The 23,428-nt window shown below is 58.8% G+C and carries 22 protein-coding genes and 1 pseudogene; 13 read left to right on the top strand and 10 right to left on the bottom strand.

The features are described 5' to 3' along the window. The first annotated feature begins 81 nt into the window (after positions 1-81). From Q674_RS34525 to Q674_RS34495, 7 genes are all read left to right on the top strand, one after another. Positions 82-1,731 carry an AMP-binding protein gene (locus Q674_RS34525; RefSeq protein ID WP_023009369.1) on the top strand — a complete coding sequence of 550 codons (1,650 nt, stop codon included), beginning with the start codon at positions 82-84 and terminating at the stop codon, positions 1,729-1,731. Then, on the top strand, positions 1,728-2,144 hold the full coding sequence (locus Q674_RS34520; RefSeq protein ID WP_014420869.1) for a PaaI family thioesterase: 417 nt from the start codon (positions 1,728-1,730) through the stop codon (positions 2,142-2,144). The genes Q674_RS34525 and Q674_RS34520 overlap by 4 nt, the downstream gene beginning before the upstream one ends. Positions 2,145-2,232: 88 nt before the next feature. Beyond that, the gene (locus Q674_RS34515; RefSeq protein ID WP_023009368.1) at positions 2,233-3,039 is read left to right on the top strand and encodes an ABC transporter ATP-binding protein; all 807 of its coding nucleotides are present in this window, start codon (positions 2,233-2,235) and stop codon (positions 3,037-3,039) included. After that, complete coding sequence (locus Q674_RS34510; protein WP_014420871.1) at positions 3,036-3,758, top strand: ABC transporter ATP-binding protein; 723 nt, start codon at positions 3,036-3,038, stop codon at positions 3,756-3,758. The genes Q674_RS34515 and Q674_RS34510 overlap by 4 nt, the downstream gene beginning before the upstream one ends. A 72-nt stretch (positions 3,759-3,830) precedes the next feature. Beyond that, positions 3,831-5,039: an ABC transporter substrate-binding protein gene (locus Q674_RS34505; RefSeq protein WP_023009367.1), complete on the top strand. Its 1,209-nt coding sequence runs from the start codon at positions 3,831-3,833 to the stop codon at positions 5,037-5,039. A gap of 111 nt (positions 5,040-5,150) precedes the next feature. Then, entirely contained in the window at positions 5,151-6,038 is an 888-nt protein-coding gene (locus Q674_RS34500; RefSeq protein WP_014420873.1) for a branched-chain amino acid ABC transporter permease, read from the top strand. A 2-nt stretch (positions 6,039-6,040) separates the two neighbouring features. Beyond that, a complete protein-coding gene (locus Q674_RS34495; protein ID WP_014420874.1) occupies positions 6,041-7,036 on the top strand; it encodes a branched-chain amino acid ABC transporter permease in 996 nt (331 codons plus the stop codon). A gap of 1 nt (position 7,037) precedes the next feature. Here the strand turns inward: Q674_RS34495 and Q674_RS34490 are convergent, their stop codons facing one another. Continuing rightward, a complete protein-coding gene (locus tag Q674_RS34490; RefSeq protein ID WP_023009366.1) occupies positions 7,038-7,760 on the bottom strand; it encodes an SGNH/GDSL hydrolase family protein in 723 nt (240 codons plus the stop codon). A 277-nt stretch (positions 7,761-8,037) separates the two neighbouring features. Between Q674_RS34490 and Q674_RS34485 the strand changes: the two genes are divergently transcribed. Then, positions 8,038-8,760, top strand: a complete 723-nt coding sequence (locus tag Q674_RS34485) for a PEP-CTERM sorting domain-containing protein (protein ID WP_023009365.1) — start codon at positions 8,038-8,040, stop codon at positions 8,758-8,760. A 592-nt stretch (positions 8,761-9,352) separates the two neighbouring features. On the opposite strand, the pseudogene Q674_RS41690 reads toward Q674_RS34485, so the two are convergent. Further along, a pseudogene (locus tag Q674_RS41690) lies at positions 9,353-9,526 on the bottom strand (helix-turn-helix domain-containing protein); the annotation flags it as partial. Positions 9,527-9,672: 146 nt separating this feature from the next. Here Q674_RS41690 and Q674_RS34475 point away from each other — a divergent pair. Both Q674_RS34475 and Q674_RS41515 read left to right on the top strand, forming a co-directional pair. Next, positions 9,673-10,308 carry a glutathione S-transferase family protein gene (locus Q674_RS34475; protein ID WP_023009363.1) on the top strand — a complete coding sequence of 212 codons (636 nt, stop codon included), beginning with the start codon at positions 9,673-9,675 and terminating at the stop codon, positions 10,306-10,308. A gap of 109 nt (positions 10,309-10,417) precedes the next feature. Beyond that, on the top strand, positions 10,418-10,627 hold the full coding sequence (locus Q674_RS41515; protein WP_023009362.1) for an MFS transporter: 210 nt from the start codon (positions 10,418-10,420) through the stop codon (positions 10,625-10,627). A 39-nt stretch (positions 10,628-10,666) separates the two neighbouring features. Here Q674_RS41515 and Q674_RS41510 read toward each other — a convergent pair whose 3' ends face one another. From Q674_RS41510 to Q674_RS34435, 8 genes are all read right to left on the bottom strand, one after another. Continuing rightward, positions 10,667-10,879, bottom strand: coding sequence for a hypothetical protein (locus Q674_RS41510; protein ID WP_023009361.1), 213 nt, complete (start codon positions 10,877-10,879; stop codon positions 10,667-10,669). Positions 10,880-10,928: 49 nt separating this feature from the next. Beyond that, a complete protein-coding gene (locus tag Q674_RS34465) occupies positions 10,929-12,617 on the bottom strand; it encodes an AMP-binding protein (protein WP_023009360.1) in 1,689 nt (562 codons plus the stop codon). A gap of 40 nt (positions 12,618-12,657) precedes the next feature. Next, positions 12,658-13,566: a hydroxymethylglutaryl-CoA lyase gene (locus Q674_RS34460; protein WP_023009359.1), complete on the bottom strand. Its 909-nt coding sequence runs from the start codon at positions 13,564-13,566 to the stop codon at positions 12,658-12,660. After that, a complete protein-coding gene (locus Q674_RS34455) occupies positions 13,566-15,554 on the bottom strand; it encodes an acetyl/propionyl/methylcrotonyl-CoA carboxylase subunit alpha (protein WP_023009358.1) in 1,989 nt (662 codons plus the stop codon). Before Q674_RS34455 ends, Q674_RS34460 begins: the two co-directional genes overlap by 1 nt. Next, complete coding sequence (locus tag Q674_RS34450) at positions 15,554-16,360, bottom strand: enoyl-CoA hydratase-related protein (protein WP_022990982.1); 807 nt, start codon at positions 16,358-16,360, stop codon at positions 15,554-15,556. Before Q674_RS34450 ends, Q674_RS34455 begins: the two co-directional genes overlap by 1 nt. A 12-nt stretch (positions 16,361-16,372) precedes the next feature. After that, positions 16,373-17,980, bottom strand: coding sequence for a carboxyl transferase domain-containing protein (locus tag Q674_RS34445; protein ID WP_023009357.1), 1,608 nt, complete (start codon positions 17,978-17,980; stop codon positions 16,373-16,375). A gap of 170 nt (positions 17,981-18,150) precedes the next feature. Further along, a complete protein-coding gene (locus Q674_RS34440; protein ID WP_014420930.1) occupies positions 18,151-19,317 on the bottom strand; it encodes an isovaleryl-CoA dehydrogenase in 1,167 nt (388 codons plus the stop codon). 51 nt (positions 19,318-19,368) lie between these two features. Further along, entirely contained in the window at positions 19,369-19,812 is a 444-nt protein-coding gene (locus Q674_RS34435; protein ID WP_011785591.1) for a MerR family transcriptional regulator, read from the bottom strand. 117 nt (positions 19,813-19,929) lie between these two features. On the opposite strand from Q674_RS34435, the gene Q674_RS34430 reads away from it, so the two are divergent. From Q674_RS34430 to Q674_RS34420, 3 genes are all read left to right on the top strand, one after another. Next, on the top strand, positions 19,930-20,691 hold the full coding sequence (locus Q674_RS34430) for a 3-hydroxyacyl-CoA dehydrogenase (RefSeq protein WP_023009356.1): 762 nt from the start codon (positions 19,930-19,932) through the stop codon (positions 20,689-20,691). Between the two features lie 77 nt (positions 20,692-20,768). After that, positions 20,769-21,917, top strand: coding sequence for an acyl-CoA dehydrogenase family protein (locus Q674_RS34425; protein ID WP_023009355.1), 1,149 nt, complete (start codon positions 20,769-20,771; stop codon positions 21,915-21,917). 192 nt (positions 21,918-22,109) lie between these two features. Continuing rightward, positions 22,110-23,291 (top strand): acetyl-CoA C-acyltransferase, encoded by a 1,182-nt coding sequence (locus Q674_RS34420; protein WP_023009354.1) that lies wholly within the window; start codon positions 22,110-22,112, stop codon positions 23,289-23,291. Positions 23,292-23,428 lie beyond the last annotated feature (137 nt).

The following is a 23,428-nucleotide window of genomic DNA, read 5'->3' as shown; positions in this document are numbered from 1 at the left end:
TTTACCTTTACGTAAAGTGAAGGCTATGCTAAACCTGACTAAATCTTGTGCAACCAACAACGACAACAAATGGAGTGTACGATGAGCCTACCGCACTACAACGAGGTGTATGACAACTTTGATGCGGCCGCACTGGAAGCGGAAATCCTGGACGGGCGCCTGGACAGTGGCCTGAACGTCTGCCACGAAATCTGTGATAAATGGGCTTCCGACCCGCACAAGGTTGCGCTGTTTTACGAGAAAGTGGGTGGTGGTGATGGCGTGCTTACCTTCGCAGAGCTGAAAGCAGCCTCGGCCCGCTTTGCCAACTATCTGAAGTCTCATGGTGTCAAAAAGGGTGACCGGGTAGCGGGCCTGCTGCCGCGGGGCCCGGAACTCCTGATCGTGATTGCCGGCACCTTGCGCCTGGGTGCGGTTTACCAGCCGCTGTTTACCGCGTTTGGCTCCGGGGCCATTGAATACCGCCTGGAAAAAGCCGGCACCAAACTGGTGGTCACCGATCCGGACAACTATCCCAAGCTGAACGACGTCAACAACTGCCCGCCGGTGTTGTGCGTGAACGCCGCCGCCACGGGCGAGGACGTTGCAGACTTCCAGCAGGTACTGGACCAGCAGTCAGACCAGTGTGAGCCGGTGATGATCACCGGCAGCGATCCGTTCCTGCAGATGTTCACCTCCGGTACTGTCGGCAAAGCGAAAGGCGTGGCGGTGCCCGCCAAAGCCCTGTTGGCCTTCTATGTGTACATGAAGTACGCCATTGAACTGCGCGACGACGATGTGTTCTGGAATGTGGCTGACCCCGGCTGGGCCTATGGTCTGTACTACGCCGTTACGGGCCCGCTGTTGATGGGCCACGCCACGCATTTCAACCCCAACCCGTTCACCCCTGAATCCACCTACGACATGATCCGCAAGTACAAGATCACCAACCTGGCGGCGGCGCCCACGGCGTATCGGCTGTTGAAGGCCAACGATCAGGTCTTGCCGGAAGGGGAGAATCTGGGGTTGCGGGTGTGCAGCAGTGCGGGTGAACCACTGAACCCGGAAGTGGTGAACTGGATTGCCCGCCGGCACTTCTGCCCGGTCAAGGATCATTATGGCCAGACAGAAACCGGTATGACCTGCTGCAACTTCCATGGCCTGGAGCACACCATTCGCCAGGGTTCCATGGGGTACTCATCGCCCGGGCATCGGGTGGTGGCGCTGAACGAGAAAAACGAAGAGGTGGGGGCCGGCGAGATTGGCCAGTTGGCGGTGGATATCAAAGCCTCGCCACTGTTCCATTTCGATGGTTACACCTGGGGTGAGAAAGACCCGTTCGTGAACGGCTACTACCTGACCGGTGACATGGTGATCTGCCATGGCGATGGCGGCTATTCTTTCAGTGGCCGGGACGATGACATCATCACCACCGCAGGCTACCGCGTGGGGCCGGCCGATGTCGAAAGTACCTTGCTGGAACACGCCGCTGTTGCCGAATCCGGTGTCGTGGCCAAGCCCGATGAAAAGCGCGGCTCGATCATCAAAGCCTATGTTGTGATCAAAGCTGGCCAGGAGCCGGTGGACGACCAGGCGCTCAAGGAGGAGTTGCAGGAACTGGTTCGCCGTCGTCTGTCCACTCACGCCTATCCGCGTGAGATCGAATTCGTGGATGAACTGCCGAAAACGCCCAGTGGCAAGATCCAGCGCTTCGTGCTGCGCAACCGGGCCCAGGATGAGGTGCCGGCATGAAAGTGACCTTCGAGGAGCTGAAAGACTTCCTCGAGGTTCAGTTCCCCCAGGGGGCCGCATACGGCTCCCTGGAGGCACTGGGTGACGGCTGGGCGGAAATGACCCTGGCCGTGGAGGATGATCACCTGCGCCCGGGCGGGACCGTATCCGGGCCAGCGATGATGGCGCTGGCGGATGTCACCATGTACGCAGCCTTGCTCAGCCGGATTGGCCTGGTGCCGTTGGCGGTGACGACGAACCTGAATATCAACTTCCTTCGCAAGCCCGTGGCACATGCGCCGATACGGGCACGGGCGACCCTGTTGAAGGTGGGGCGCACCATGGGCGTGGGCGAGGTTTTCGTCTATTCCGATGGCATGGAAGACCCGGTGGCACACTCCACCATGACCTATTCCATACCGCCCGAGAAATAACAAAATTAGTTCTTGACGTTTACGTGCACGTAAATCTAATCTGTGTGCTAGTTGCGAAATACAACAATAACAAAAGGTGAAGTGGCTCATGAGTGAACAGTACGTTCTCGAGACCCGTAACCTGGTCAAGGAATTCAAGGGGTTTGTTGCCGTTAACGACGTCAACCTCCAGATCCGTCAGGGGGATATCCACGCCCTGATCGGCCCCAACGGTGCCGGCAAGACCACCGTATTCAACCTGTTGACCAAGTTCCTGATTCCCACCCGCGGGCAGATTCTGTATCGCGGCGAAGACATCACTCCCCTGAAATCCGCCGCCATTGCCCGTAAAGGCATTGTTCGCTCCTTCCAGATCTCTGCCGTGTTTCCCCACATGACCGCGCTGGAAAACATTCGCGTGGCCCTGCAAACCGCAGAGGGCTCCTCCTACAGCTTCTGGAAATCCGGCAACTCCCTGCACAAGCTCAACGAGCGCTGCATGGAGCTGTTGGAGTCTGTTGGCCTGGCCGAGTTCGCCAATACCACCACGGTAGAGCTGGCGTATGGCCGCAAACGGGCGCTGGAGCTGGCCACCACCCTGGCCATGGAACCCCAGTTGTTGCTGCTGGACGAACCCACCCAGGGCATGGGCTCGGAAGACGTTGACCGCGTTGTGGAACTGGTGCGCAAGGCCGCACAGGGCCGGACGGTACTGATGGTGGAGCACAACCTGAGCGTGGTCAGCAAACTGTGTGACCGCATCACCGTACTCGCCCAGGGTGCAGTCTTGACGGAAGGCGATTACCAGACGGTCTCCGCCGACCCGCGTGTGCGCGAGGTGTATATGGGCAGTGATGGCAGTGGCGAGCGGGGGTTACAGGCCGCCGCCAGCGAAAATGTGGAGGCGGCCCAATGAGCAAGAATCCGGACCGCGAATACGAGCAGCTGCGCATTTCCGGCCTGCACGCATTCTATGGCGAATCCCACATTCTGCACGGCATCGACATGGTGGTTCAGCGGGGCGAACTGGTCACACTGCTCGGCCGAAATGGCGCCGGGCGCAGCACCACGCTGAAAGCCATCATGAACATGGTGGGCCGGCGCACGGGCTCCATCATGATCAACGGCGAAGAAACCATGCAGTGCGCGCCTCATCATATTGCCAGGTTGGGTGTCGGGTATTGCCCCGAGCATCGGGGCATTTTTTCCTCCCTCAGCGTGCAGGAAAACCTCACCCTGCCGCCGGTGGTGCGCAGCGGTGGCATGAGCCTGGAAGAAATCTACACCATGTTCCCCAACCTCTATGAACGCCGCTTCAGCCAGGGCACCAAGCTCTCTGGTGGCGAACAACAGATGCTGGCCATGGCCCGCATTCTGCGCACTGGCGCCAACATGCTGTTGCTGGATGAAATCACCGAAGGCCTGGCCCCGGTGATCGTGGAGAAACTGGGGGAAGTCCTGATAGCCCTGAAGAACAAGGGCCTGACCATTGTTCTGGTGGAGCAGAATTTCCACTTTGCCGCGCCGTTGGCCGACCGACATTACGTGGTGGAGCACGGCCAGATTGTGGAAGAAATCAGCGCCAACGAACTGAGTGCCAAACAGTCGGTGCTGGATGGCTATTTGGGGGTCTGACCCCGGATAGAACGAGAGTAATAAGAGCAACAACAACCCGAACCAACGCAAGACAGTAGCGGAGAAACAACAATGACAATGATGAAAAAGCTTCTGACCTCAGCCGTTGCATCAGCTCTGATGGCCAGTGGTGCCCAGGCGGCAATCTCGGACAACACTGTAAAAATTGGCTACCTGGCCGATATGTCCGGTACCTATCGAGACCTGGCCGGCCCCAATGGCCTGACTGCCCTGGAAATGGCGATCAAGGATTTTGGCGGTACCGTCAATGGTGCCAGGATTGAAGTGGTAAGTGCTGACGACCGCAACAGCCCGGACACCTCCTCCAGCACCGTTCGCCGCTGGGTGGAAAACGACAAGGTGGATCTGGTGGCCGGTATGGTGGCTTCCTCGGTGTCCATCGCCGTGAGCAAGATCCTGGAAGAGAACGACCGGCTGGGCATCATTTCCGGTTCGGCGGCTTCCAGCATCACCAACGAACACTGCACACCCAACCACATTCACTATGTATACGACACCTATCCGCTGGCCAATGGTACGGCCAGTGCTGTAGTGAAGGAAGGCGGCAAGACCTGGTATCTGCTGACCGCCGACTACGCCTTCGGCCACGCCCTGGAAGCCGACGTTACCCGCGTGGTTGAGGCCAACGGCGGCGAGATCGTGGGCAGCGTGCGCCATCCGTTCCCGACCCAGGATTTCTCTTCCTTCATCCTCCAGGCCCAGGCCTCGGGCGCGGATGTGGTCGGCCTGGCGAATGCCGGTGCGGACACCACCAACGCCATCACCACCGCCAGTGAGTTCGGGGTAACCCAGGCGGGCCAGACACTGGCGGCGTTACTGCTGTTCCTTACCGACGTCCATGCCCTCGGTGCGGAAACCGCGCAAGGCATCCAGCTGACGACCGGCTGGTACTGGGACATGAACGATGAAACCCGCGAGTGGTCTGATCGCTTCATGAAAGAAACCGGCGTGCGCCCGACCATGGTTCATGCCGGCATTTACTCCAGCACCATGCAATACCTGAATGCGGTGGCCGCCACCGGCTCGGATGATGCCCAGACCGTGCGCAAGCAGATGATGGATACACCCATCAAGGACATGTTTGCCAAGAACGGCAAAATCCGGGTAGACGGCCGTATGGTGCATGACATGTACCTGGCGGAAGTGAAAACCCCGGCGGAGTCCAAGAATGAATGGGATCTGTACAAGATCCTGCGGACGATTCCGGCGGATGAAGCCTACCGTCCGCTCTCTGAGAGCAAGTGCAAGCTGGTGAACTAAGCAACGGGGAATGACCCGGTGCCCGGTCTCTAAGCGCGACCGGCGCCGGGTACCCGCCCGGACGAACACCCCAACAAAAACAACGTCTGCGCTGCTTGTGGAGTTAGCAACATGACCATGATTTTCGGCGTCCCCCTTGCTGTGCTGTCTGGCCAGCTGCTGATCGGGATTATCAACGGCGCCTTCTACGCCCTGTTAAGCCTTGGCCTCGCGGTTATCTTCGGTCTGCTGAAGATCATCAACTTCGCCCATGGCGCCATGTACATGCTCGGTGCCCTGGTCACCGTGGTTCTGTTTGACCTGCTGGGCGTCAATTACTGGGTCGCGCTCTTTGTCGCTCCCGTACTGGTTGGCGCGTTTGGTATGCTCATCGAATACTTCCTGCTCCGGCGCATTGCCGGCCAGGATCATATCTACAGCCTGCTGCTCACCTTCGGGGTGGCCCTGATCATCCAGGGCGTGCTCACCAATATCTACGGCGTGTCCGGACTTCGATATTCCATGCCGGACATGTTCAAAGGCGGCATCAACCTTGGCTTCATGTTCCTGCCGTACTACCGGGCCTGGGTGATCGTGGTGGCCCTGCTGGTGTGTTTTGGCACCTGGTTCATCATCGAGAAAACCAAACTGGGCTCCTACCTCCGGGCGGGCACAGAAGACTCACAGCTCATGCAGGGCTTCGGCATTAACGTACCCTTGCTGGTGAGCCTGACCTACGGATTCGGCGTCATGCTGGCGGCTTTCGCCGGTGTGCTGGCGGCACCCATTTATTCGGTAACTCCGGTGATGGGGTCCAACATTCTCATCGTGGTCTTTGCGGTGGTGGTGATCGGGGGCATGGGCTCCATTGGCGGGGCCATAATCACGGGCATCCTGATGGGCGTGATCGAAGGCCTCACCAAAACGTTTTACCCGCCGGCGTCTTCGGCCGTTATCTTCCTGGTGATGGTCCTGGTGCTGATGATCCGACCCACCGGCCTGTTCGGTAAGGAGGCATAATCATGAACCAGCCTGTTAATCCTGCCGATATCCACAAGGCCATTGTCGAGCAGCAAAAGATCCAGGACCGCAAGAAACTGATGGTGAACGGCGTGCTGCTGCTGTTGCTGCTGGCCGCGCCCTTCGTGATGTACCCGGTCTTCCTGATGAAGATCCTGTGTTTTGCCTTGTTTGCGGTGGCCTTTAACCTGCTGTTCGGCTTTACCGGCCTGCTGTCCTTCGGCCATGCGGCCTTCCTGGCCACCGGAGGTTACACCACGGGCTACCTGCTCAGTCATTTCTCCGGCCTGACCACCGAGATGGGCATCATTGCCGGTACCGCCACGGCCACCTTGTTGGGACTGGCCTTTGCGTTACTGTCGATCCGCCGGCAAGGCATCTACTTTGCCATGGTGACCCTGGCGCTGGCACAGCTGGTGTTCTTCTTCTTTGTGCAGTCGGAATTCACCGGCGGCGAAGACGGCATGCACGGCATCCCCCGGGGCGAGCTGTTTGGTCTGATTAACCTCGAAGACAACCTCAACATGTACTACTTCGTGCTGGTGGTGTTTATCGCCTGTTATCTGCTGGTGCAGCGCATTGTCAGCAGCCCGTACGGGCAGATCCTGAAAGCCATCAAGCAGAACGAGCCGCGGGCGGTCTCGCTGGGTTACAACGTGGATCGTTACAAGATCCTGGCCTTTGTGATCTCCGCCGCGCTGGCGGGCCTGGCCGGCTCCATGAAATCCGTGGTGTTCCAGTTGGCGTCTCTCAATGATGCCCACTGGCATATGTCGGGCGAGGTCATCCTGATGACTCTGGTGGGCGGCATGGGTACGCTGCTTGGGCCGGTGGTGGGCGCCACCTTTGTGGTGAACATTGAATACCAGCTGTCCCAGGGGCCGCTGCGCGACTGGGTAGACCCGATCCTTGGCGGCATTTTTGTGCTGACGGTACTGGCCTTCCGCAGCGGGATTGTGGGCGAGCTGCAGAAATTCATGCGCAAGAACCTGGGATGAGTTACGGGGGCGGCAGCCCCCAGTCCTGTTCGGCCAACGCCTGCGCGATAGCGCGGTAGCCCTTGTCGCTCGGGTGGTAGCCGTCCCGGGCGAGCAGGGCAGGGTCTGACACCGTGGGGTAACCCAGATACCGGAAATCTTCTGGTTTCCTTGCCGCAAGCACCTGATACACCCTGTCCAACTGCCGCGCCCGCCATCCCATAACCTGGCGCAGGGGTGCCGGCAAGGCCGAGAATTTGTCCATGGGCGGCACGCTGAGCAACGTAATGGGCGCCTGATACCGGGTTGCCAGGGTTTCGCGGAGCTGAATCAGTTGCCGGCGAAACCGGAACCGTGGAGTGAAACCGGTAGTGTCGTTTACCCCCATGCTCAGTAATACTGCATCTGCCGGTGGCAAGTCGGCGGAGCCCAGCGCATCAAGCAGCGCACCCAGCCGAATACCATTCACCCCAAAGGTAGACCAGCCAATACAGAGCCCGGTGCGTTGATGTAACTGCAACGCCAACTGGCTTGCCAGACCCTGGGCGTGGCTTTCAACCCCCACGCCCGCCGCAGTGGACTCGCCCAGCACCAGCAACCGAAAAACGGGCTCTCCCTCGCCGTACTGGCCTGCGCAATCCCCAGTGGCCTCTGGCAGCCGTGGCGTCATCCGCCGGGTGCGCTTGCCCTGATAGAGCAACACCGGAAACAGCAAAGCCGTAGTCAGCCAGAAAGGCGCCTGCATAGACGGTTCTCTTGAGAGTGAGTGATGTTTAAGTATTGCCTTTTAAAATTGTTGTGAGCTAGCACTTCGAGCTTATTCTTTCTCAATTGATCGTAACCCCCCCCCTCAACATGTGTCGGATAAATTTACAGGTAGTGTGTTTGAGATAAATTTCCAGGTTGTAAAATATGATTATTTGTTATTGTGGAATGATTTTTGCTAGTTGATTGCGGCTCGAGAAGCATACGTTACCAAACCTGGTATTAAACTTCACAAGTATCGGAGAAAACTCAGGATTATGGGGATTCAAATAAAAAAAGTAGCTGCGTTCGTTGGCTTATCACTGGTCGGCTCATCGCTCCAGGCGGCACTCATCAGCGAAAGCGACATCATTTCCGATTGGAGTTCAGAAACAACGCTCCTTTACGATATTCAAAGCACTGCGAACTGGGGGGCTTCTGGAAATACAATTGCCAATGGCGGCAATATGCATGGAGCGTTAGTTAGTGATTTCTCCTCTGTGGGCGACTTTGGCTTTCGCACGTCGGTTCGAGCTAATGACCGCGATAATGATTACATGGGTATCGTTTTTGGGTGGCAGGACAGCGATAATTCTTACGGTCTCGGCTGGGGCGGTGGTGGCGTAGGCAGCCTATATGGCTTTGATGGTATTGGCCTCTATAAAGAAGTTGACGGTGTGAGAACAATCCTGGCCTCGGATGCTGCGGTCTGGAGAAGTGGTATTGTTTACGGCTTTGAGGTTGGCCGATCAGGGAATGATATTTTTGCCAGCATTACACAAGGAGGTTCTACTATCTTTTCGGCAAGAATCGCTGATGCAGCGTTCATGTCTGGTAAAGTTGGGTTCGATACATTCAGTCAGTCCGCTTCGTTTGGCTTTGGAAGAACGGATTATAGTGAAGCGACACCGGTACCTGAGCCTGGCTCCCTAGCTTTGCTTGGCTTGGGCATTGCGGGTATAACTCTATCCCGAAGAAAGGCTGTTAAAAGCGCTAGCTAGAATCCTGTTGTTCCGGGTTTAGCTTTAGCAAAAGCCCTTGGCCGCCTCTGCGGTAAGGGCTTTTTAGTTTCTACTATGCATGGTCAGACTGCCACAGGTTGTACTTTAAACTCGGTTTGGTTCATCAGTAAGGCCCAGATAATCCGGGCATCGTGGCCGAGTTTGGTTAACTCCCGAGCCCAGTAATGGGCACCGGAACAGGCTTCCATGCCGCCCCCGACTGGTTAAATTCAGGCGAACTCGCCAACTGGACAACTAGGCTGACAGAGGGGGGTTGTGGAGCGTGGTAAATGCACTGGACCGAACGAGCCGTTTCTGTGGCGGTGGCCAGCGTGTCCAGTGCATGTTCATCAAGGTTTGGCTCTTTGCGCGGCAGGATTACCCTGGCTGTTTCGCTGATGGTGCGAGCCCGGCCTTTTAACTTGTCGGGCATTACCCGCTCCAGTTTGGCTTGAACACTGGCAATGGCGGGCGCTGCATCGGTCAATCCAAGTTGCTTCGCGGAAAGCAGGCCCAGCGAGATCGCCAGCGTTTCCTCGTTGGTGAACATCATCGGCGGTAGTTTGAAGCCCGCCACCAGTCTGTACCCACCGTAGCGTCCCTGTTCTGTCATCACAGGGATACCCAGATCCTCCAGTATCCGGATGTAGCGCCGAACCGTGCGCCGGTTTACGCCCAGCCGTTGCGCTAACTCCCCTCCGCCCAACTGGCCATGAGCCTGAAGTAGTTCCAGAACAGTCAATACACGGGTGGTTGGGCCAGACATGGGCGCCTCCGGGGAGCTGAATCAGCCGTCAGATGATGCCACGAATTATTTCATTTATTTAGGACGGATTCTTGCCTAATTGCCGCATAAGCTGGCGCTGCAGTACACACAATCATGAAAACAACTGGCAGGAAAAGGAGATCAATATGTCAGATCTGACGCTTTATACCCATCCCATGTCCCGTGGGTGCGTGGTTCGATGGATGCTGGAGGAAGTGGGCGCCTATTATACGGTGAAAACACTGGAGTTTGGCGGGGATATGAAGGGGCCAGAATACCTGGCCATTAACCCGATGGGCAAGGTGCCCGCTATCAAGCATGGCGACGTGGTGGTGACTGAAGTCGCCGCAATCGGTGCCTATCTGGCCGACCAGTTTTCGGAAAAGAACCTGGCTCCAGGTCTTCGTTCCCCGGAACGTGGCAGTTACTACCGCTGGCTGTTTTTTATGGCGGGTCCGTTTGAAATGGCGACCAGTGCCAAGGCTTATGGATGGCGGATCGATAGCGATAATGAGCAGTCTGTAGGTTGCGGCCCCATCGACGCCAGCATCGAAACCCTTGAGCAAGCGCTGGCAAAAACACCCTATATCTGCGGTGAGCAGTTCACGGCTGCAGATGTGTTGGTGAGCAGCTACCTGTGGTGGGAAATGATGCAGGAAAATATCCCCAAACTCGATGTGTTCCGGGAGTACACCGACAGAATGGAAAGCCGGTCAGCGGCTAGACTTGCCAACGTGTTGGACGACGAGCTGGCAGAGCAACTCAAAGTTGCCGCTGGCTGAGGTTGGCGACTACGCTGACATTTGAATACATGGTTTACCATGCTTTTCAGTCAGCGGAGGTGGCATTAGGTTTCCCTCAAGCACAGCATTCGCATTACTGGGCGCAGGGTTGATTGCGATCAGCTTCGGCCTTGCGCGCTTTGCATTCGGCTTGTTCGTTCCGCCCATTCGTGCGGATCTGTCTTTGTCGCCCCATGTGATCGGTATTATCGGTGCACTCCCTCTAATCAGCTTTGCCCTGGCGTCGGTGGTGGCGCCCTGGTGTGCCGACCGTCTCGGTGCCCGGAATACGGCGATGGCCTCCTGCGTTTTTGGGTGAGTCGGACAGGCTTTGATCAGTCAGTCGGGCGGTGCCCTGTCACTGGGGCTGGGCGTATTTGCCTGTGGTATCTGCACGGGCCTGATGATGCCTGCCCTGACAGCGGCCATGCAGGCACTGGTTCGGCGCTCGATGCATGGCCGGGTCAGCTCGGTGATGAATGCTGGCACCAGCGTGGGGGTGATGGTCGCGGTGCCCACGGTTCTTTTTCTGGCCGGGGCGGCTGTCCATGGGGCCGGTGCTGCCATTCATGGCGGTGTCTCTGGGACAGGCAGCGGGCTCGCCTGTGGGCGGTATTCGATTATTGCTTCAGTCCCATTTCCTCAATCGAGATTTCCCGCATCTTGAACTTCTGGATCTTCCCGGTCACGGTCATCGGGAAGGCATCCACAAACTTGTAGTTTTTGGGAATCTTGAAGTGGGCGATCTTGCCCTTGCAGAAGGCCTGCAGGTCCTCTGCGGTTACCGGGTCTGCATCGGGCCGCAGTTTCACCCAGGCAATCAGCTCTTCACCGTACTTCTCGTCCGGAATACCGGTTACCTGCACCTCTTCAATGGACGGGTGAGTGTAGAGGAACTCTTCGATCTCTTTCGGGTAGATGTTTTCACCACCGCGGATCACCATGTCCTTGATGCGGCCCACAATCTGGATGTAACCATCCTCGTCCATGGTCGCCAGGTCGCCGGTGTGCATCCAGCCGGCATCGTCGATGGCTTCGCGGGTCTTTTCCTCGTTGTTCCAGTACTTCAGCATTACGCTGTAGCCGCGGGTACACAGTTCGCCAATCTCTCCTCGGGGCATGACGTTGCCGGTGCCCGGGTCGACAATCTTGGTTTCCAGGTGCGGCTGGGTGCGGCCCACGGTGGTGACCTGCTTCTCGAACGGGTCGAGGGAACTGGTCTGGGTGGAAACCGGGCTGGTTTCCGTCATGCCGTAGGCAATCTGCACTTCCTTCATGTTCATCTTGCCGTTGACCTTCTTCATTACTTCGGCGGGGCAGATGGAACCTGCCATGATGCCGGTGCGCAGGGTGGAGAGGTCGTAGCTGTCGAACTCCGGGTCGGCCAGTTCGGCGATGAACATGGTGGGCACACCGTACAAGGCCGTGGCTTTTTCCTGGTGGACGGCCTGGAGTACGGTTTTCGGATCAAAGCCTTCGCTCGGGTAGATCATGGCGGTGCCATGGGTGATGCAGCCCAGGTTGCCCATCACCATGCCGAAGCAGTGGTAGAGCGGCACCGGAATCACCAGCCGGTCGTTCTCGGTCAGGCGCTGGCTTTCACCAACAAAATAGCCGTTGTTCAGAATGTTGTGGTGGGTGAGCGTGGCGCCTTTCGGGTTGCCGGTGGTACCGGAGGTGAACTGGATATTGATGGGGTCGTCGAACTGCAGCTCATCCTGACGCTTGGCAAGGTCCGCCTCTGATACGTCGCCGGCAAAGCCCAGGAAATCCTGCCAGGTCCACATACCCTCGTGGTTATCCGGGTGTACGTTAATGACGGCCCGGAGATCGGGGACGTTGTCAGCTTTGAGTTTACCGGGTGCGCTGCGCTTCAGTTCCGGGGCCAGCTCGTAGATCATTTCCCGGTAGTTGGAGGTTTTGAAGCTGTCGGCGGTAACCAGAACGCTGATGCCGGCCAGATTCATGGCGTACTTCAGCTCGTGTACACCGTAGGCCGGGTTGATGTTTACCAGAATGGCGCCCACTTTCGCGGTCGCAAACTGGGTAACGGTCCATTCGTAGCGGTTGGGTGACCAGATGCCCACGCGATCGCCACGCTTGACGCCGATGGCCATGAACGCCCGGGCCGCCTCGTTTACCTTGTCGACGAACTCTTTGTAAGTCCAGCGAATGTCCTGGTGCAGGCACACCAGAGCCTCGTTGTCGGGAAACTGTTGGGCGGTGCGGTCCAGCATATCGCCGATGGTCATGCCCAGCAGTGGCTTTTCTGCGATACCACTGGTGTAACTTGGGAGAGTCTTGCTCATGTCTCTGCCTCCATTGTTTTTGTAGTTGAGGGCTGGAAAGTTACTGGCACAGGCCCCCGAGTGCCTGGCCCACTTTAGAGCCGTTATGACGTTTCAGTTGCGCGCAGATCCAGTCGCCGGTTTTCACCAGCTTGTTCAGATCCACGCCGGTATCGATGCCCAGGCCGTTAAGCAGGTATAGCACGTCTTCGGTGGCTACGTTGCCAGAGGCCCCTTTGGCATAAGGGCAGCCGCCCAGACCGGCCACAGAGGCGTCAATCACGCTTACGCCCTCTTCCAGTACAGCGTAGAGGTTGGCCAGGGCCTGGCCATAGGTGTCGTGGAAATGCGCCGCCAGTTTGTCCATGGGCACATGGGCAGCCACGGCTTCGAGCATGCGCTTGGCTTTCAGGGGCGTACCCACGCCGATGGTGTCGCCCAGGGAAATTTCGTGGCAGCCCATGTCGTACAGGGCCTTGGCCACGGTGGCCACTTGTGCCGGTTGGATATCGCCCTCGTACGGGCAGCCCATCACGGTAGACACGTAACCGCGCACGGGAATGCCGTGTTTGCGGGCTTCTTCAACCACCGGTGCAAAGCGCTCCAGGCTTTCAGAAATCGTGCAGTTGATGTTCTTTTGGGTGAAGGACTCCGATGCTGCACCGAATACCGCCACTTCGTCGGCCCCGGCCGCCAGGGCGCCCTCGAACCCTCTCAGGTTCGGGGTGAGGGCCGAGTAGCGAACGCCGGGTTTACGGGTGATGCCGGCCATCACTGCGGCCGCGTCGCCCATTTGCGGCACCCATTTGGGTGATACGAAGCTGGCGGCCTCGATGTGGCTGAGACCGCAATCGGCCAGCCGGTCGATCAGGCCGGTTTTGACCTCGGTGGCAATCACATCGCCGGGCTCATTCTGAAGCCCGTCCCTAGGGCTCATTTCCACCAACCGAGCCTGCTTCGGAAAGGCCATTATTCTGCCTCCCCGGTGTCGATGGCTATGAGTTCCGCACCCTCGGCCACCTGGTCACCCTCGGCGTAGAAAGTCTCTGAAACCACACCATCGGCGGGTGCCTTGATGGCGTGTTCCATCTTCATGGCTTCCATGATCACCAGCGTCTGGCCGGCCGTTACCTTGTCGCCTACCTTGGCCTGAATCGCCACCACGGAGCCGTTCATGGGCGCCGCCAGGCTGCCTTCGCTGGCCATTTCCTCAAACCCGTAGGTTTCCCGGTACACGGTGCACTTGAAGGTATCGCCCTCGTAGAAGAGCACCAGTTCCTCGTTGTGCAGGTTGCCGTGCACGCTTAGCCGGTGGCCGTTGATGACCGCCTGCAGGAAATCGTCGTTCAATTTCGCGTTCAGGTGGTACACGCTGCCGCCCACAAACACCTGGTAGCGGTCATCCCGTTCCAGGATCTTGAGTTCGTGTTTGTCGTCGCCCACCTGAAGGGTGAGAGGCTGGGCGTATTCGGAGTTCATGCGCCAGCTGTTCTTGCGGCCGAACGGCGACCAGGGATCGCCGGTAACCGGTTCCGCTGATTTGCGTTGCTCCAGGATGAATCCAGCGGCAAGCACCAGTGCCTTGTCCAGATCCAGTCTGGATTTCGGGAACAGCAGGTTGTTGTGAGTGGCAATGAAGTTGGTGGTCAGTTCGGCTTCGCGGAATGGCTGAGCATCCACCGCCGCGTGCAGGAACCGGATATTGGTTTTCAGCCCGGCGATACGGTAGTGCTCCAGGGCCTGAACCATGCGGTTGACCGCCTGTTCGCGGGTCTCGTCCCACACGATGAGTTTGGCAATCATCGGGTCGTAGTGGATGCTGATTTCATCGCCTTCGGTCACGCCGGTATCTACCCGCACGTGGGCAGACTCATCCGGAGTGCTCAGGTAACGCAGGGTTCCGGTGGCTGGCAGGAAGTCCTGATCCGGATCTTCGGCGTAGATACGCGCCTCGATGGCGTGGCCACGGGTCTTTACCTGGTCCTGGGTCAGCGGCAGGGGCTCACCCCAGGCCACTTTCAGTTGCCATTCCACCAGATCCTGGCCGGTGACCATTTCGGTGACCGGGTGTTCTACCTGCAGGCGGGTATTCATTTCCATGAAGAAGAAGGAACCGTCCACGTCGTACAGAAACTCGACGGTGCCGGCGCCCACGTAGTTGATGGCCTGGGCCGCCCGCACCGCGGCTTCGCCCATGGCTTTGCGGGTGTCTTCACTGAGGCCGGGGGCGGGCGCTTCTTCCAGCACTTTCTGGTGCCGGCGCTGCACGGAGCAGTCCCGCTCGGCCAGATAGATGCCGTTGCCGGATTGATCGCAGAACACCTGGATTTCGACATGGCGTGGCTGGGTCAGGTAGCGCTCGATCAGCATGTCCGGGTTGCCGAACGCATTTTTTGCTTCGCGCTGGGCCGCGGCCAGGGCATCGTCGAATTCGGCCATGTTTTCGACCACCCGCATGCCTTTGCCGCCGCCGCCGGCAACCGCTTTCAGCAGCAGCGGGAAACCGCATTTTTCGGCTTCAGCCCGCAGCAAGTCCGGCGACTGGTCTTTACCGTGGTAGCCGGGCACCAGGGGGACACCGGCGTCTTCCATGATGGCCTTTGCGGCGGACTTGGAGCCCATGGCGGCAATGGCCGACGAGGGCGGGCCGATAAAGACAATGCCGTTGGCCTCGCAGGCTTCGGCAAAGTCGGTGTTTTCAGACAGAAAGCCGTACCCGGGGTGGACGGCCTGGGCACCACTTTCTTTGGCAATCTCGATAATTTTATTGGCCCGCAGGTAGCTTTCGGAGCTTGGAGCGGGGCCGATGTAGAACGCCTCGTCGGCCATGGCCACGTGCCTGGCGTTGGCGTCGGCTTCGGAGTAGACCGCCACACAGCGGATACCCATTCGATGGGCCGTTTGGATGATCCGGCAGGCGATTTCGCCCCGGTTGGCTATCAGGATCTTGTTAAACATTATTGTGTCTCCGGAATCCAACTGGCCTTTCGTTTGTTCAGGAAAGCGCTAAGCCCTTCCTGGCCTTCTTTGCCCACACGAATATCGGCGATGCGCTGCGCGGTATCGTCAATCACTTCGGAGGTGATGGTCTTGTGGCTGACCGCAAAGACCAGCTCCTTGGCTGCTTTCATGGCTTCGGGACCGTTCAGCGCGAGTTGCAGCAGCAGTTCATCGCAACGCTGGTGCATGGCCTGTTCGTCTTCGCACACCAGGTGAACCAGGCCGTAGTGCTGCGCCTCCTGAGCACCGAAGACTTCCGCCGACAGGAAGTAGCGCCGGGCCTGACGTTCGCCGATGGCTCGCACCACATAGGGGCTGATCACGGCCGGAATCAGGCCGAGTTTGACTTCGCTCAGGCAGAAGCTGGCTTTTTCAGTGGCCAGCACAATGTCGCAGCAGGCCGCGAGGCCGACCGCGCCGCCGAAGGCCGCCCCCTGCACCAGGCCGATCACGGGCTTGGACAGGTGGTTCAGGGTGTTCATCAGACGGGCCAGTTCCCGGGAGTCGTCCAGGTTTTCCTGGCGGGTGTTGTCCGCCATGCGGCGCATCCAGCCCAGGTCGGCTCCGGCGGAAAAGTGTTTGCCCTCTGAGCGCAGGATAACGATCTGGGTTTGCTCATCCCGGTCCACGTGTTCCAGAGCCTGAATCAGCTGCTGGATGATCACGTCGTCGAAGGCATTGCGTTTGTCCGGGCGGTTCAACACCACTTCCGAGACGCCATCGCCCCGTTGGTGCAGCAGAACCGCTGTGTCTTGCTGTGACATGGCTGCGCTCCTTTACATGCGGAACACGCCGAAGCGCGTGGGCTTGGCGGGCCGGTTGAGGGTGGCAGACAGGCTCAGGGCAACCACTTCCCGGGTCTGGGCCGGGTCGATCACGCCGTCATCCCACAGGCGGGCGCTGGCGTAGTAGGGGTGGCCCTGGTGTTCGTAGGTTTCGGTAATGGGCTTCTTGAACTCGGCTTCTTCCTCCGCGCTCCAGCTCTGGCCTTTACGCTCCAGGCCTTCCCGGCGCACCTGCGCCAGCACGCCGGCTGCCTGTTCGCCGCCCATCACGGAGATCCGGGCATTCGGCCACATCCACAGGAAGTCCGGGCTGTAGGCGCGGCCACACATGCCGTAGTTGCCAGCGCCGTAGCTACCGCCAATCAGAACGGTGATCTTGGGCACGTTGGCACAGGCCACGGCCATCACCATCTTGGCGCCGTGTTTGGCGATGCCCTCAGCTTCGTACTTCTGGCCCACCATAAAGCCGGTGATGTTCTGCAGGAACAGCAGCGGTATGTTGCGCTGGCAGCACAGTTCAATAAAGTGCGCGCCTTTCTGGGCGGATTCGCTGAACAGGATGCCGTTGTTGGCGATGATGCCCACGGGGTAGCCGTGGATGTGGGCAAACCCGGTCACCAGGGTGGAGCCGTAGTAACGCTTGAATTCGTCGAATTCTGAGCCGTCGACGATGCGGGCGATGACGTCGCGCGCATCAAACTGCTTGCGCAGGTCGGTGCCGACGATGCCGTAGATTTCTTCCTGATCGTACAGCGGGGCGCGGGGCTTCTGGACCTCAACCGGTACCGGTTTGCGGCGGTTGAGGTTGGCCACGCAACGGCGGGCGATTGCCAGGCCGTGGGCATCATTCTCGGCGTAATGGTCGGCGACACCGGAGATTTTACAGTGCACATCGGCGCCCCCCAGGTCTTCCGCGCTGACCACTTCACCTGTGGCGGCTTTTACCAGCGGAGGGCCGGCCAGGAAGATGGTGCCCTGGTTCCGGACGATGATGGATTCGTCGGCCATGGCGGGTACGTAGGCGCCCCCGGCGGTACACAGGCCCATGACGACGGCGATCTGGGGAATGTCGTCTGCGCTCATGCGGGCCTGGTTGTAGAAGATGCGGCCGAAGTGGTCGCGGTCGGGGAAGACTTCGTCCTGTTGGGGTAGGTTGGCGCCACCGGAATCCACCAGGTAGATGCAGGGCAGGCGGTTGGCCATGGCGATTTCCTGGGCCCGCAGGTGTTTTTTCACGGTCAGCGGGAAGTAGGTGCCGCCTTTGACGGTGGCGTCGTTGGCGATAATCATGCACTCGGTGCCGGAGACGCGGCCGATGCCGGCGATGACGCCAGCGGCAGGCACTTCTTCCTTATAGACGTTGTAGGCGGCGAACTGGCCGATTTCGAGGAAGGGGGAGCCTTCGTCGATGAGGGTGTTGATGCGCTCGCGAGGCAGGAGTTTGCCTCGGTCGGTGTGGCGCTTCTGGTAGTCGGGGCCGCCGCCCTGGTGGATCTTTTCGACTTTTTCCCGGAGGTCGGCGACGGCTTGTTGCATGGCCTGGTGGTTGGCCTGGAATTCGTCGGACCTTGGGTTGATTTTGCTTTGGAGTATCGTCATGTTCCGTGGTCCCTCGGGTTGGGGGCACGGGCCTGGAGGGGTGTCGTTCCGAAAACCGCTACGAGCACATCCATGTGCGCTTCTCTCCGGCCATCCATGGCCTCCGAAATTTTCGGAACGACACCCCTCCAGTCCCTAGTCGTACAATTGGAGCTGGATTCTGTGCGTCGTTACTTGTTCAGGAACAGCTCGCGACCGATCAGCATCCGTCGGATTTCAGACGTTCCAGCGCCGATTTCGTAGAGTTTCGCGTCCCGCAGCAGGCGGCCGGTCGGGTATTCGTTGATGTAACCGTTGCCGCCCAGCAGCTGGATGGCGTCCAGGGCCAGTTTGGTGGCCATTTCGGCGGAGTAGAGGATGGCGCCGGCGGCGTCTTTGCGGGTGGTTTCGCCGCGGTCGGCGGACTGGGCCACCATGTAGACGTAGGATTTCGCGGTGTTCATCCAGGTGTACATGTCGGCGACTTTGCCCTGTACCAGTTCGAATTCACCGATGGCCTGGCCGAATTGTTTGCGCTCGCGGATATAGGGGACGACCACGTCCATAGCAGCTTGCATGATACCTAGCGGGCCGCCGGAGAGGACGAGGCGTTCGTAGTCGAGGCCGCTCATGAGGACTTTGGCACCGTTGCCCACGCCGCCCAGGACGTTTTCTTTGGGAACTTTGCAGTCCTGGAACACCAGTTCACAGGTGTTGGAGCCGCGCATGCCGAGTTTGTCGAGTTTCTGGTGACGGCTGAAGCCCGGGTAGTCGCGCTCTACGATAAAGGCGGTGACGCCTTTCGAACCGCCTTTCGGGTCGGTCTTGGCGTAGATAACGTAAGTGTGTGCGTCCGGACCGTTGGTGATCCACATCTTGTTGCCGTTGAGGACGTAGTGGTCGCCTTCGTCGCGGGCGTGGAGTTTCATGGAAATTACGTCGGAGCCGGCGTTGGGTTCGGACATGGCCAGGGCGCCGATGTGTTCACCGGTGACCAGCTTGGGCAGGTATTTCTGCTTCTGTTCTTCGGTGCCATTGCGGTGAATCTGGTTCACGCACAGGTTGGAGTGGGCACCGTAAGAGAGGCCAACGGAGGCCGAGGCGCGGCTGATTTCTTCCATGGCGATGACGTGGGCCACATAGCCCATGTCGGAGCCGCCGTACTCTTCGCTGACGGTAATGCCCAGCAGGCCCATGTCGCCCAGTTTGCGCCACAGGTCCATGGGGAATTCGTTGTTTTTGTCGATTTCCTCGGCCCGCGGGGCGATTTCGGTGGCGGCGAAGTTGTTCACCTGTTCCCGGAGCATGTCCAGGGTCTCGCCGAGGCCGAAATTGAGCTCTGAGTACTGTGATTTCATCGTTTGCTACCTTTTTGTTTTTAACGTCGGGTATCCGTTGGCTGCCAGGTGCTATTTGCTGACAGCGGTTTCTTTGGTGTTCGTCGTCAGGCCCTGCTCTTCCTTTTTCTTCTGCAGTTCGGTCAGGGCCTCGCGGCACCGTGCTTCGGCGGTGTCCATTTCCATCTCTGCCATGGCGATGTCTTCTTTCTGCTGTTCCAGCTGTTCCCGTCTTGCGCTGAGGATTTCCAGCATCTTCAGCAGCTGCTTTTCATTGCCGGTCAGCGTTTCGTCCCAGAGGTCGAACAGTTCTTTCGTTTCGGCCAGGGAAAAGCCCATGCGCTTGCCCCGGAGAATCAGCTTCAAGCGAACGCGGTCCTTGGTGCTGAAGATCCGGGTTTGCCCGCGCCGGGTGGGCTTGAGCAGCCCCTGGTCTTCATAGAACCGGATGCTCCGGGTGGTTACATCGAACTCCTGGGAAAGCTCGCTGATGCTGAAAGTTCGTTTTTCGCTCATGACGGATTTCCTTTTTTCACCAAGGTTAGTTAAAGTTTACGTAAACGTAAAGTGTTTTTGTGGTCCGAATGAATACCCGCGGATCAGACTTCGATCATTGTTAATAAGGAGTACCCGATGGAATTCCAGAATGTGCCGGCAATTGTAACAGGCGGTGCCTCCGGTCTGGGTGAGGGCGCTGCCCGTGCTCTAGCGGCGGCTGGCTGCAAGGTTGCGATTCTTGATGTGAACAAGGAGCAGGGCGAAAAGGTTGCGGCTGAGCTCGGCGGCATCTTTCTGCATTGCGATGTGACTTCGGCCGACAGTGCTGAGGCTGCTGTCAGTGCTGCGCGAGAGGCTCACGGCCCCTGCGGTGTCGCCGTGAACTGCGCGGGTATTGCGCCGGCGGCCAAGATTCTGGGCCGTGAGGGTGTGATGCCGCTGGAGAGCTTTAGCAAGGTGGTCCAGGTTAATCTGATCGGCACCTTCAATATCCTGCGGCTGGCGGCTGCCGATATGGCGCAACGGGAACCGAACGCTGACGGCGAGCGCGGTGTCATCATCAATACCGCTTCGGTTGCTGCCTACGAAGGCCAGATTGGCCAGGCGGCTTACAGCGCATCCAAAGGCGGTGTGGTGTCCCTGACCCTGCAGGCGGCCCGCGAGCTGGCCCGTGAAGGGATTCGGGTAAATACCATTGCTCCTGGCCTGTTTATGACACCAATGCTGGCGGGTATGCCCGAGGAAGTGCAGGACAGCCTTGCAGCCACGCTGCCGTTCCCGAAACGCCTCGGTAAACCGGAAGAGTTCGGGATGATGGTGGACCAGATGGTGCGCAACCCGATTCTTAATGGCGAAGTCATCCGGCTTGATTGTGCCCTGCGGATGGCGCCAAAGTGAGATTGAAATAACCTGCCAAAAGCAGGTTTCTGTAATGGTGTTCGCCAAAAGCGAACCGGTAACTACAGGTGAGTGATATGACTAACCCTGTCGATCAGGAAGAACTGGCTCTTTTCCGGGAGTCTGTGATCAAGGCTCTGGAAACCGAAGTGGCCCCGCATTACGAGGCCTGGGAGAAAAGCGGCATTGTGCCACGGGAGCTTTGGAACACTCTGGGCGATGCAGGCATGCTGTGTGTCGATGTGCCGGAAGACTGCGGCGGCTGCGGTGCACCCTTCCAGTACTCGGTCGTGGTGGGTGAGGAGCTTGCCCGGCTGGGATTCGGTGCGCTTTCCACCAACGTGATGGTGCATTCCGACATTGTCGCGCCCTATCTCAGCCATATCGGCAATGAAGAGCAGAAACAGCAGTGGCTGCCGAAGATGGTATCAGGTGAGGCGGTAGGCGCCATCGCCATGACCGAGCCGGGCGCCGGCAGCGACTTGCAGGCCATGCGCACCAGCGCTGTGAAAGACGGCGACGACTACATCCTCAATGGCTCCAAGACCTTCATCACCAACGGCCAACACGCCGATTTGGTCATCGTCGCCGCCAAAACCGATCCCAAAGCCGGAGCCAAAGGGATCAGCCTGTTCCTGGTCGATACGTCGCTGCCAGGATTCAGCAAAGGCCGGAACCTGGACAAGATTGGCCAGCACTCTGGCGATACCTCTGAACTGTTTTTCTCCGACATGCGCATACCTGCCTCGGCGTTGCTGGGCGAGGAAGGCCAGGGTTTCGTTTACCTGATGCGCGAGCTGCCCCGAGAGCGACTGGTGATCGGAGCGCTGGGTGTGGCAGCGGCCCGGGGCTCGCTGGACATGACCATCCAGTATGCCCAGGAGCGTGAGCTGTTTGGCCAGAAGCTCAGCCAGTTGCAGAACACACGCTTCGAAATTGCCCGCATGGAAACGGATTACCGCATCAACAAAGCGTTTGTGGACCAGTGCATTCGGGAATACGAAGAGGGCAAATTGGATGCCCCCACGGCGTCCATGGCCAAGTACAGCGCTACCGAGATGCAGTGTCGTGTTGCTGATGGCTGTTTGCAGCTGTTTGGCGGCTACGGCTACACCACGGAGTACCCGATTTCCAGGAACTTTATTGATGCCCGGGTGCAGCGGATTTATGGCGGCACGTCGGAAGTAATGAAGGAAATCATTGCCCGGTCGGTACTCGGAAGATAGTACCTCCTGAATCCAGCGCTAATTCTTTTTGAATGCGACTGAAATGTATGGGGTTCGAGCAGGGGGGTACCTTTCCGGGACCGTCAAAAGCCATGGATGGCTTTTGTCGAGCGTACAGGGATGTATTCACAGCGTGTCTCGGAAAGGTATCCCCCTGATCGAACCTGACTCCCAACATGGAGACCAGATTCAATGAACAACAATGACATCGTTATAGCAGGCTCCGCCCGAACCCCCATGGGCGGAATGATGGGCTCCCTGAGCTCGGTACGTTCACCGGACCTGGGCGCCGTCGCCATAAAGGCCGCCATTGAGGGCTCTGGCCTTCAGCCGGCAGACATCCAGGAAGTGGTCATGGGCTGCGTATTGCCCGGCGGCTTGGGCCAGGCGCCGGCGCGTCAGGCCTCGAGGGCCTCTGGCATCCCGGACAGCTCCGGCTGCACCACCATCAACAAAATGTGCGGCTCCGGCATGCAGGCCGTCATCATGGCCCACGACCAGATCAAAGCTGGCACCAATAACATCATGATCGCCGGCGGCATGGAAAACATGAGCCAGGCACCGTACCTGTTGCCGAAAGCCCGTGCCGGCATGCGCATGGGCCATGGCCAGGTACTCGACAGCATGTTCCTGGACGGTCTGGAGGATGCCTACGAGGGTGGGCTGATGGGCGTCTTCGCGCAGCGCACGGCTGACAAATTCGACATCACCCGCCAGGCCATGGATGAATTCGCCATCGGCTCCCTGCAGAAATCCCTGGCGGCCATCGAAAACGGCTGGTTCCGGGACGAAATCGTATCGGTAACGGTCCCGGGCCGGGGCGGTGACACCGAAGTGGATACCGATGAACAGCCGGGCAACGCCAAACCGGAGAAAATTCCACATCTCAAACCCGCGTTCGCCAGGGACGGTTCTGTCACCGCCGCCACCTCCAGCTCCATCAGTGATGGAGCTTCCGCGCTGGTACTGGCCTCCGCTGCCGAAGCCGATGCCCGGGGCCTGACCCCGCAGGCCCGCATCGTGGCGCATGCGACTCACGCCCGTTTACCGGCTGAATTCACCCTCGCGCCTATCGGTTCCATCGAAAAGGTGCTGAAGAAAGCAGGCTGGAGTGTGGATGATGTGGATCTGTTCGAGATCAACGAAGCCTTTGCCGTGGTCACCCTGGCCGCGATCAATGAGCTGAAGCTTCCTGCGGAGAAGGTCAACGTGCACGGCGGTGCCTGTGCACTGGGGCATCCGATTGGTTCCTCCGGCTCCCGGATCATCGTCACCCTGATCAATGCGCTGAAACAGCGTGGGCTTAAGCGTGGTGTAGCCTCGCTCTGCATCGGTGGTGGTGAAGCCACGGCTGTGGCTATTGAACTGATCTGATTTGGTTTACTGTTTCTCGTAGCCTTCCGGTTTTGGGGCGGGCTTGCGGGGTGGCCGGTGGATTTGTCTTGGAAAAAGAACTCGCTTCGCTCAGACACCTTTTTCCGGCGAAAAATCTACCGGCCACCCCGCGCCGA

Source organism: Marinobacter sp. EVN1, from assembly GCF_000475375.1.
Lineage (GTDB): Bacteria > Pseudomonadota > Gammaproteobacteria > Pseudomonadales > Oleiphilaceae > Marinobacter > Marinobacter nauticus.
The sequence above is the reverse complement of the archived record's forward strand: the minus strand, read 5'-3'. Positions and strand labels throughout refer to the sequence as shown.

Bases quoted from the DNA above. Each gene is read 5' to 3' on its own strand.
- Q674_RS34475 (WP_023009363.1), top strand. From the start codon at position 9,673: ATGTCAGATCTGACGCTTTATACCCATCCCATGTCCCGTGGGTGCGTG.
- Q674_RS34425 (WP_023009355.1), top strand. From the start codon at position 20,769: ATGACTAACCCTGTCGATCAGGAAGAACTGGCTCTTTTCCGGGAGTCT.
- Q674_RS34465 (WP_023009360.1), bottom strand. From the start codon at position 12,617: ATGAGCAAGACTCTCCCAAGTTACACCAGTGGTATCGCAGAAAAGCCA.
- Q674_RS34445 (WP_023009357.1), bottom strand. From the start codon at position 17,980: ATGACGATACTCCAAAGCAAAATCAACCCAAGGTCCGACGAATTCCAG.
- Q674_RS34515 (WP_023009368.1), top strand. From the start codon at position 2,233: ATGAGTGAACAGTACGTTCTCGAGACCCGTAACCTGGTCAAGGAATTC.
- Q674_RS34440 (WP_014420930.1), bottom strand. From the start codon at position 19,317: ATGAAATCACAGTACTCAGAGCTCAATTTCGGCCTCGGCGAGACCCTG.
- Q674_RS34490 (WP_023009366.1), bottom strand. From the start codon at position 7,760: ATGCAGGCGCCTTTCTGGCTGACTACGGCTTTGCTGTTTCCGGTGTTG.
- Q674_RS34510 (WP_014420871.1), top strand. From the start codon at position 3,036: ATGAGCAAGAATCCGGACCGCGAATACGAGCAGCTGCGCATTTCCGGC.
- Q674_RS41510 (WP_023009361.1), bottom strand. From the start codon at position 10,879: ATGAATGGCAGCACCGGCCCCATGGACAGCCGCCCCGGCCAGAAAAAG.
- Q674_RS34460 (WP_023009359.1), bottom strand. From the start codon at position 13,566: ATGGCCTTTCCGAAGCAGGCTCGGTTGGTGGAAATGAGCCCTAGGGAC.
- Q674_RS34495 (WP_014420874.1), top strand. From the start codon at position 6,041: ATGAACCAGCCTGTTAATCCTGCCGATATCCACAAGGCCATTGTCGAG.
- Q674_RS34420 (WP_023009354.1), top strand. From the start codon at position 22,110: ATGAACAACAATGACATCGTTATAGCAGGCTCCGCCCGAACCCCCATG.
- Q674_RS34525 (WP_023009369.1), top strand. From the start codon at position 82: ATGAGCCTACCGCACTACAACGAGGTGTATGACAACTTTGATGCGGCC.
- Q674_RS34485 (WP_023009365.1), top strand. From the start codon at position 8,038: ATGGGGATTCAAATAAAAAAAGTAGCTGCGTTCGTTGGCTTATCACTG.
- Q674_RS34455 (WP_023009358.1), bottom strand. From the start codon at position 15,554: ATGTTTAACAAGATCCTGATAGCCAACCGGGGCGAAATCGCCTGCCGG.
- Q674_RS34450 (WP_022990982.1), bottom strand. From the start codon at position 16,360: ATGTCACAGCAAGACACAGCGGTTCTGCTGCACCAACGGGGCGATGGC.
- Q674_RS34435 (WP_011785591.1), bottom strand. From the start codon at position 19,812: ATGAGCGAAAAACGAACTTTCAGCATCAGCGAGCTTTCCCAGGAGTTC.
- Q674_RS34500 (WP_014420873.1), top strand. From the start codon at position 5,151: ATGACCATGATTTTCGGCGTCCCCCTTGCTGTGCTGTCTGGCCAGCTG.
- Q674_RS34505 (WP_023009367.1), top strand. From the start codon at position 3,831: ATGACAATGATGAAAAAGCTTCTGACCTCAGCCGTTGCATCAGCTCTG.
- Q674_RS34430 (WP_023009356.1), top strand. From the start codon at position 19,930: ATGGAATTCCAGAATGTGCCGGCAATTGTAACAGGCGGTGCCTCCGGT.
- Q674_RS34520 (WP_014420869.1), top strand. From the start codon at position 1,728: ATGAAAGTGACCTTCGAGGAGCTGAAAGACTTCCTCGAGGTTCAGTTC.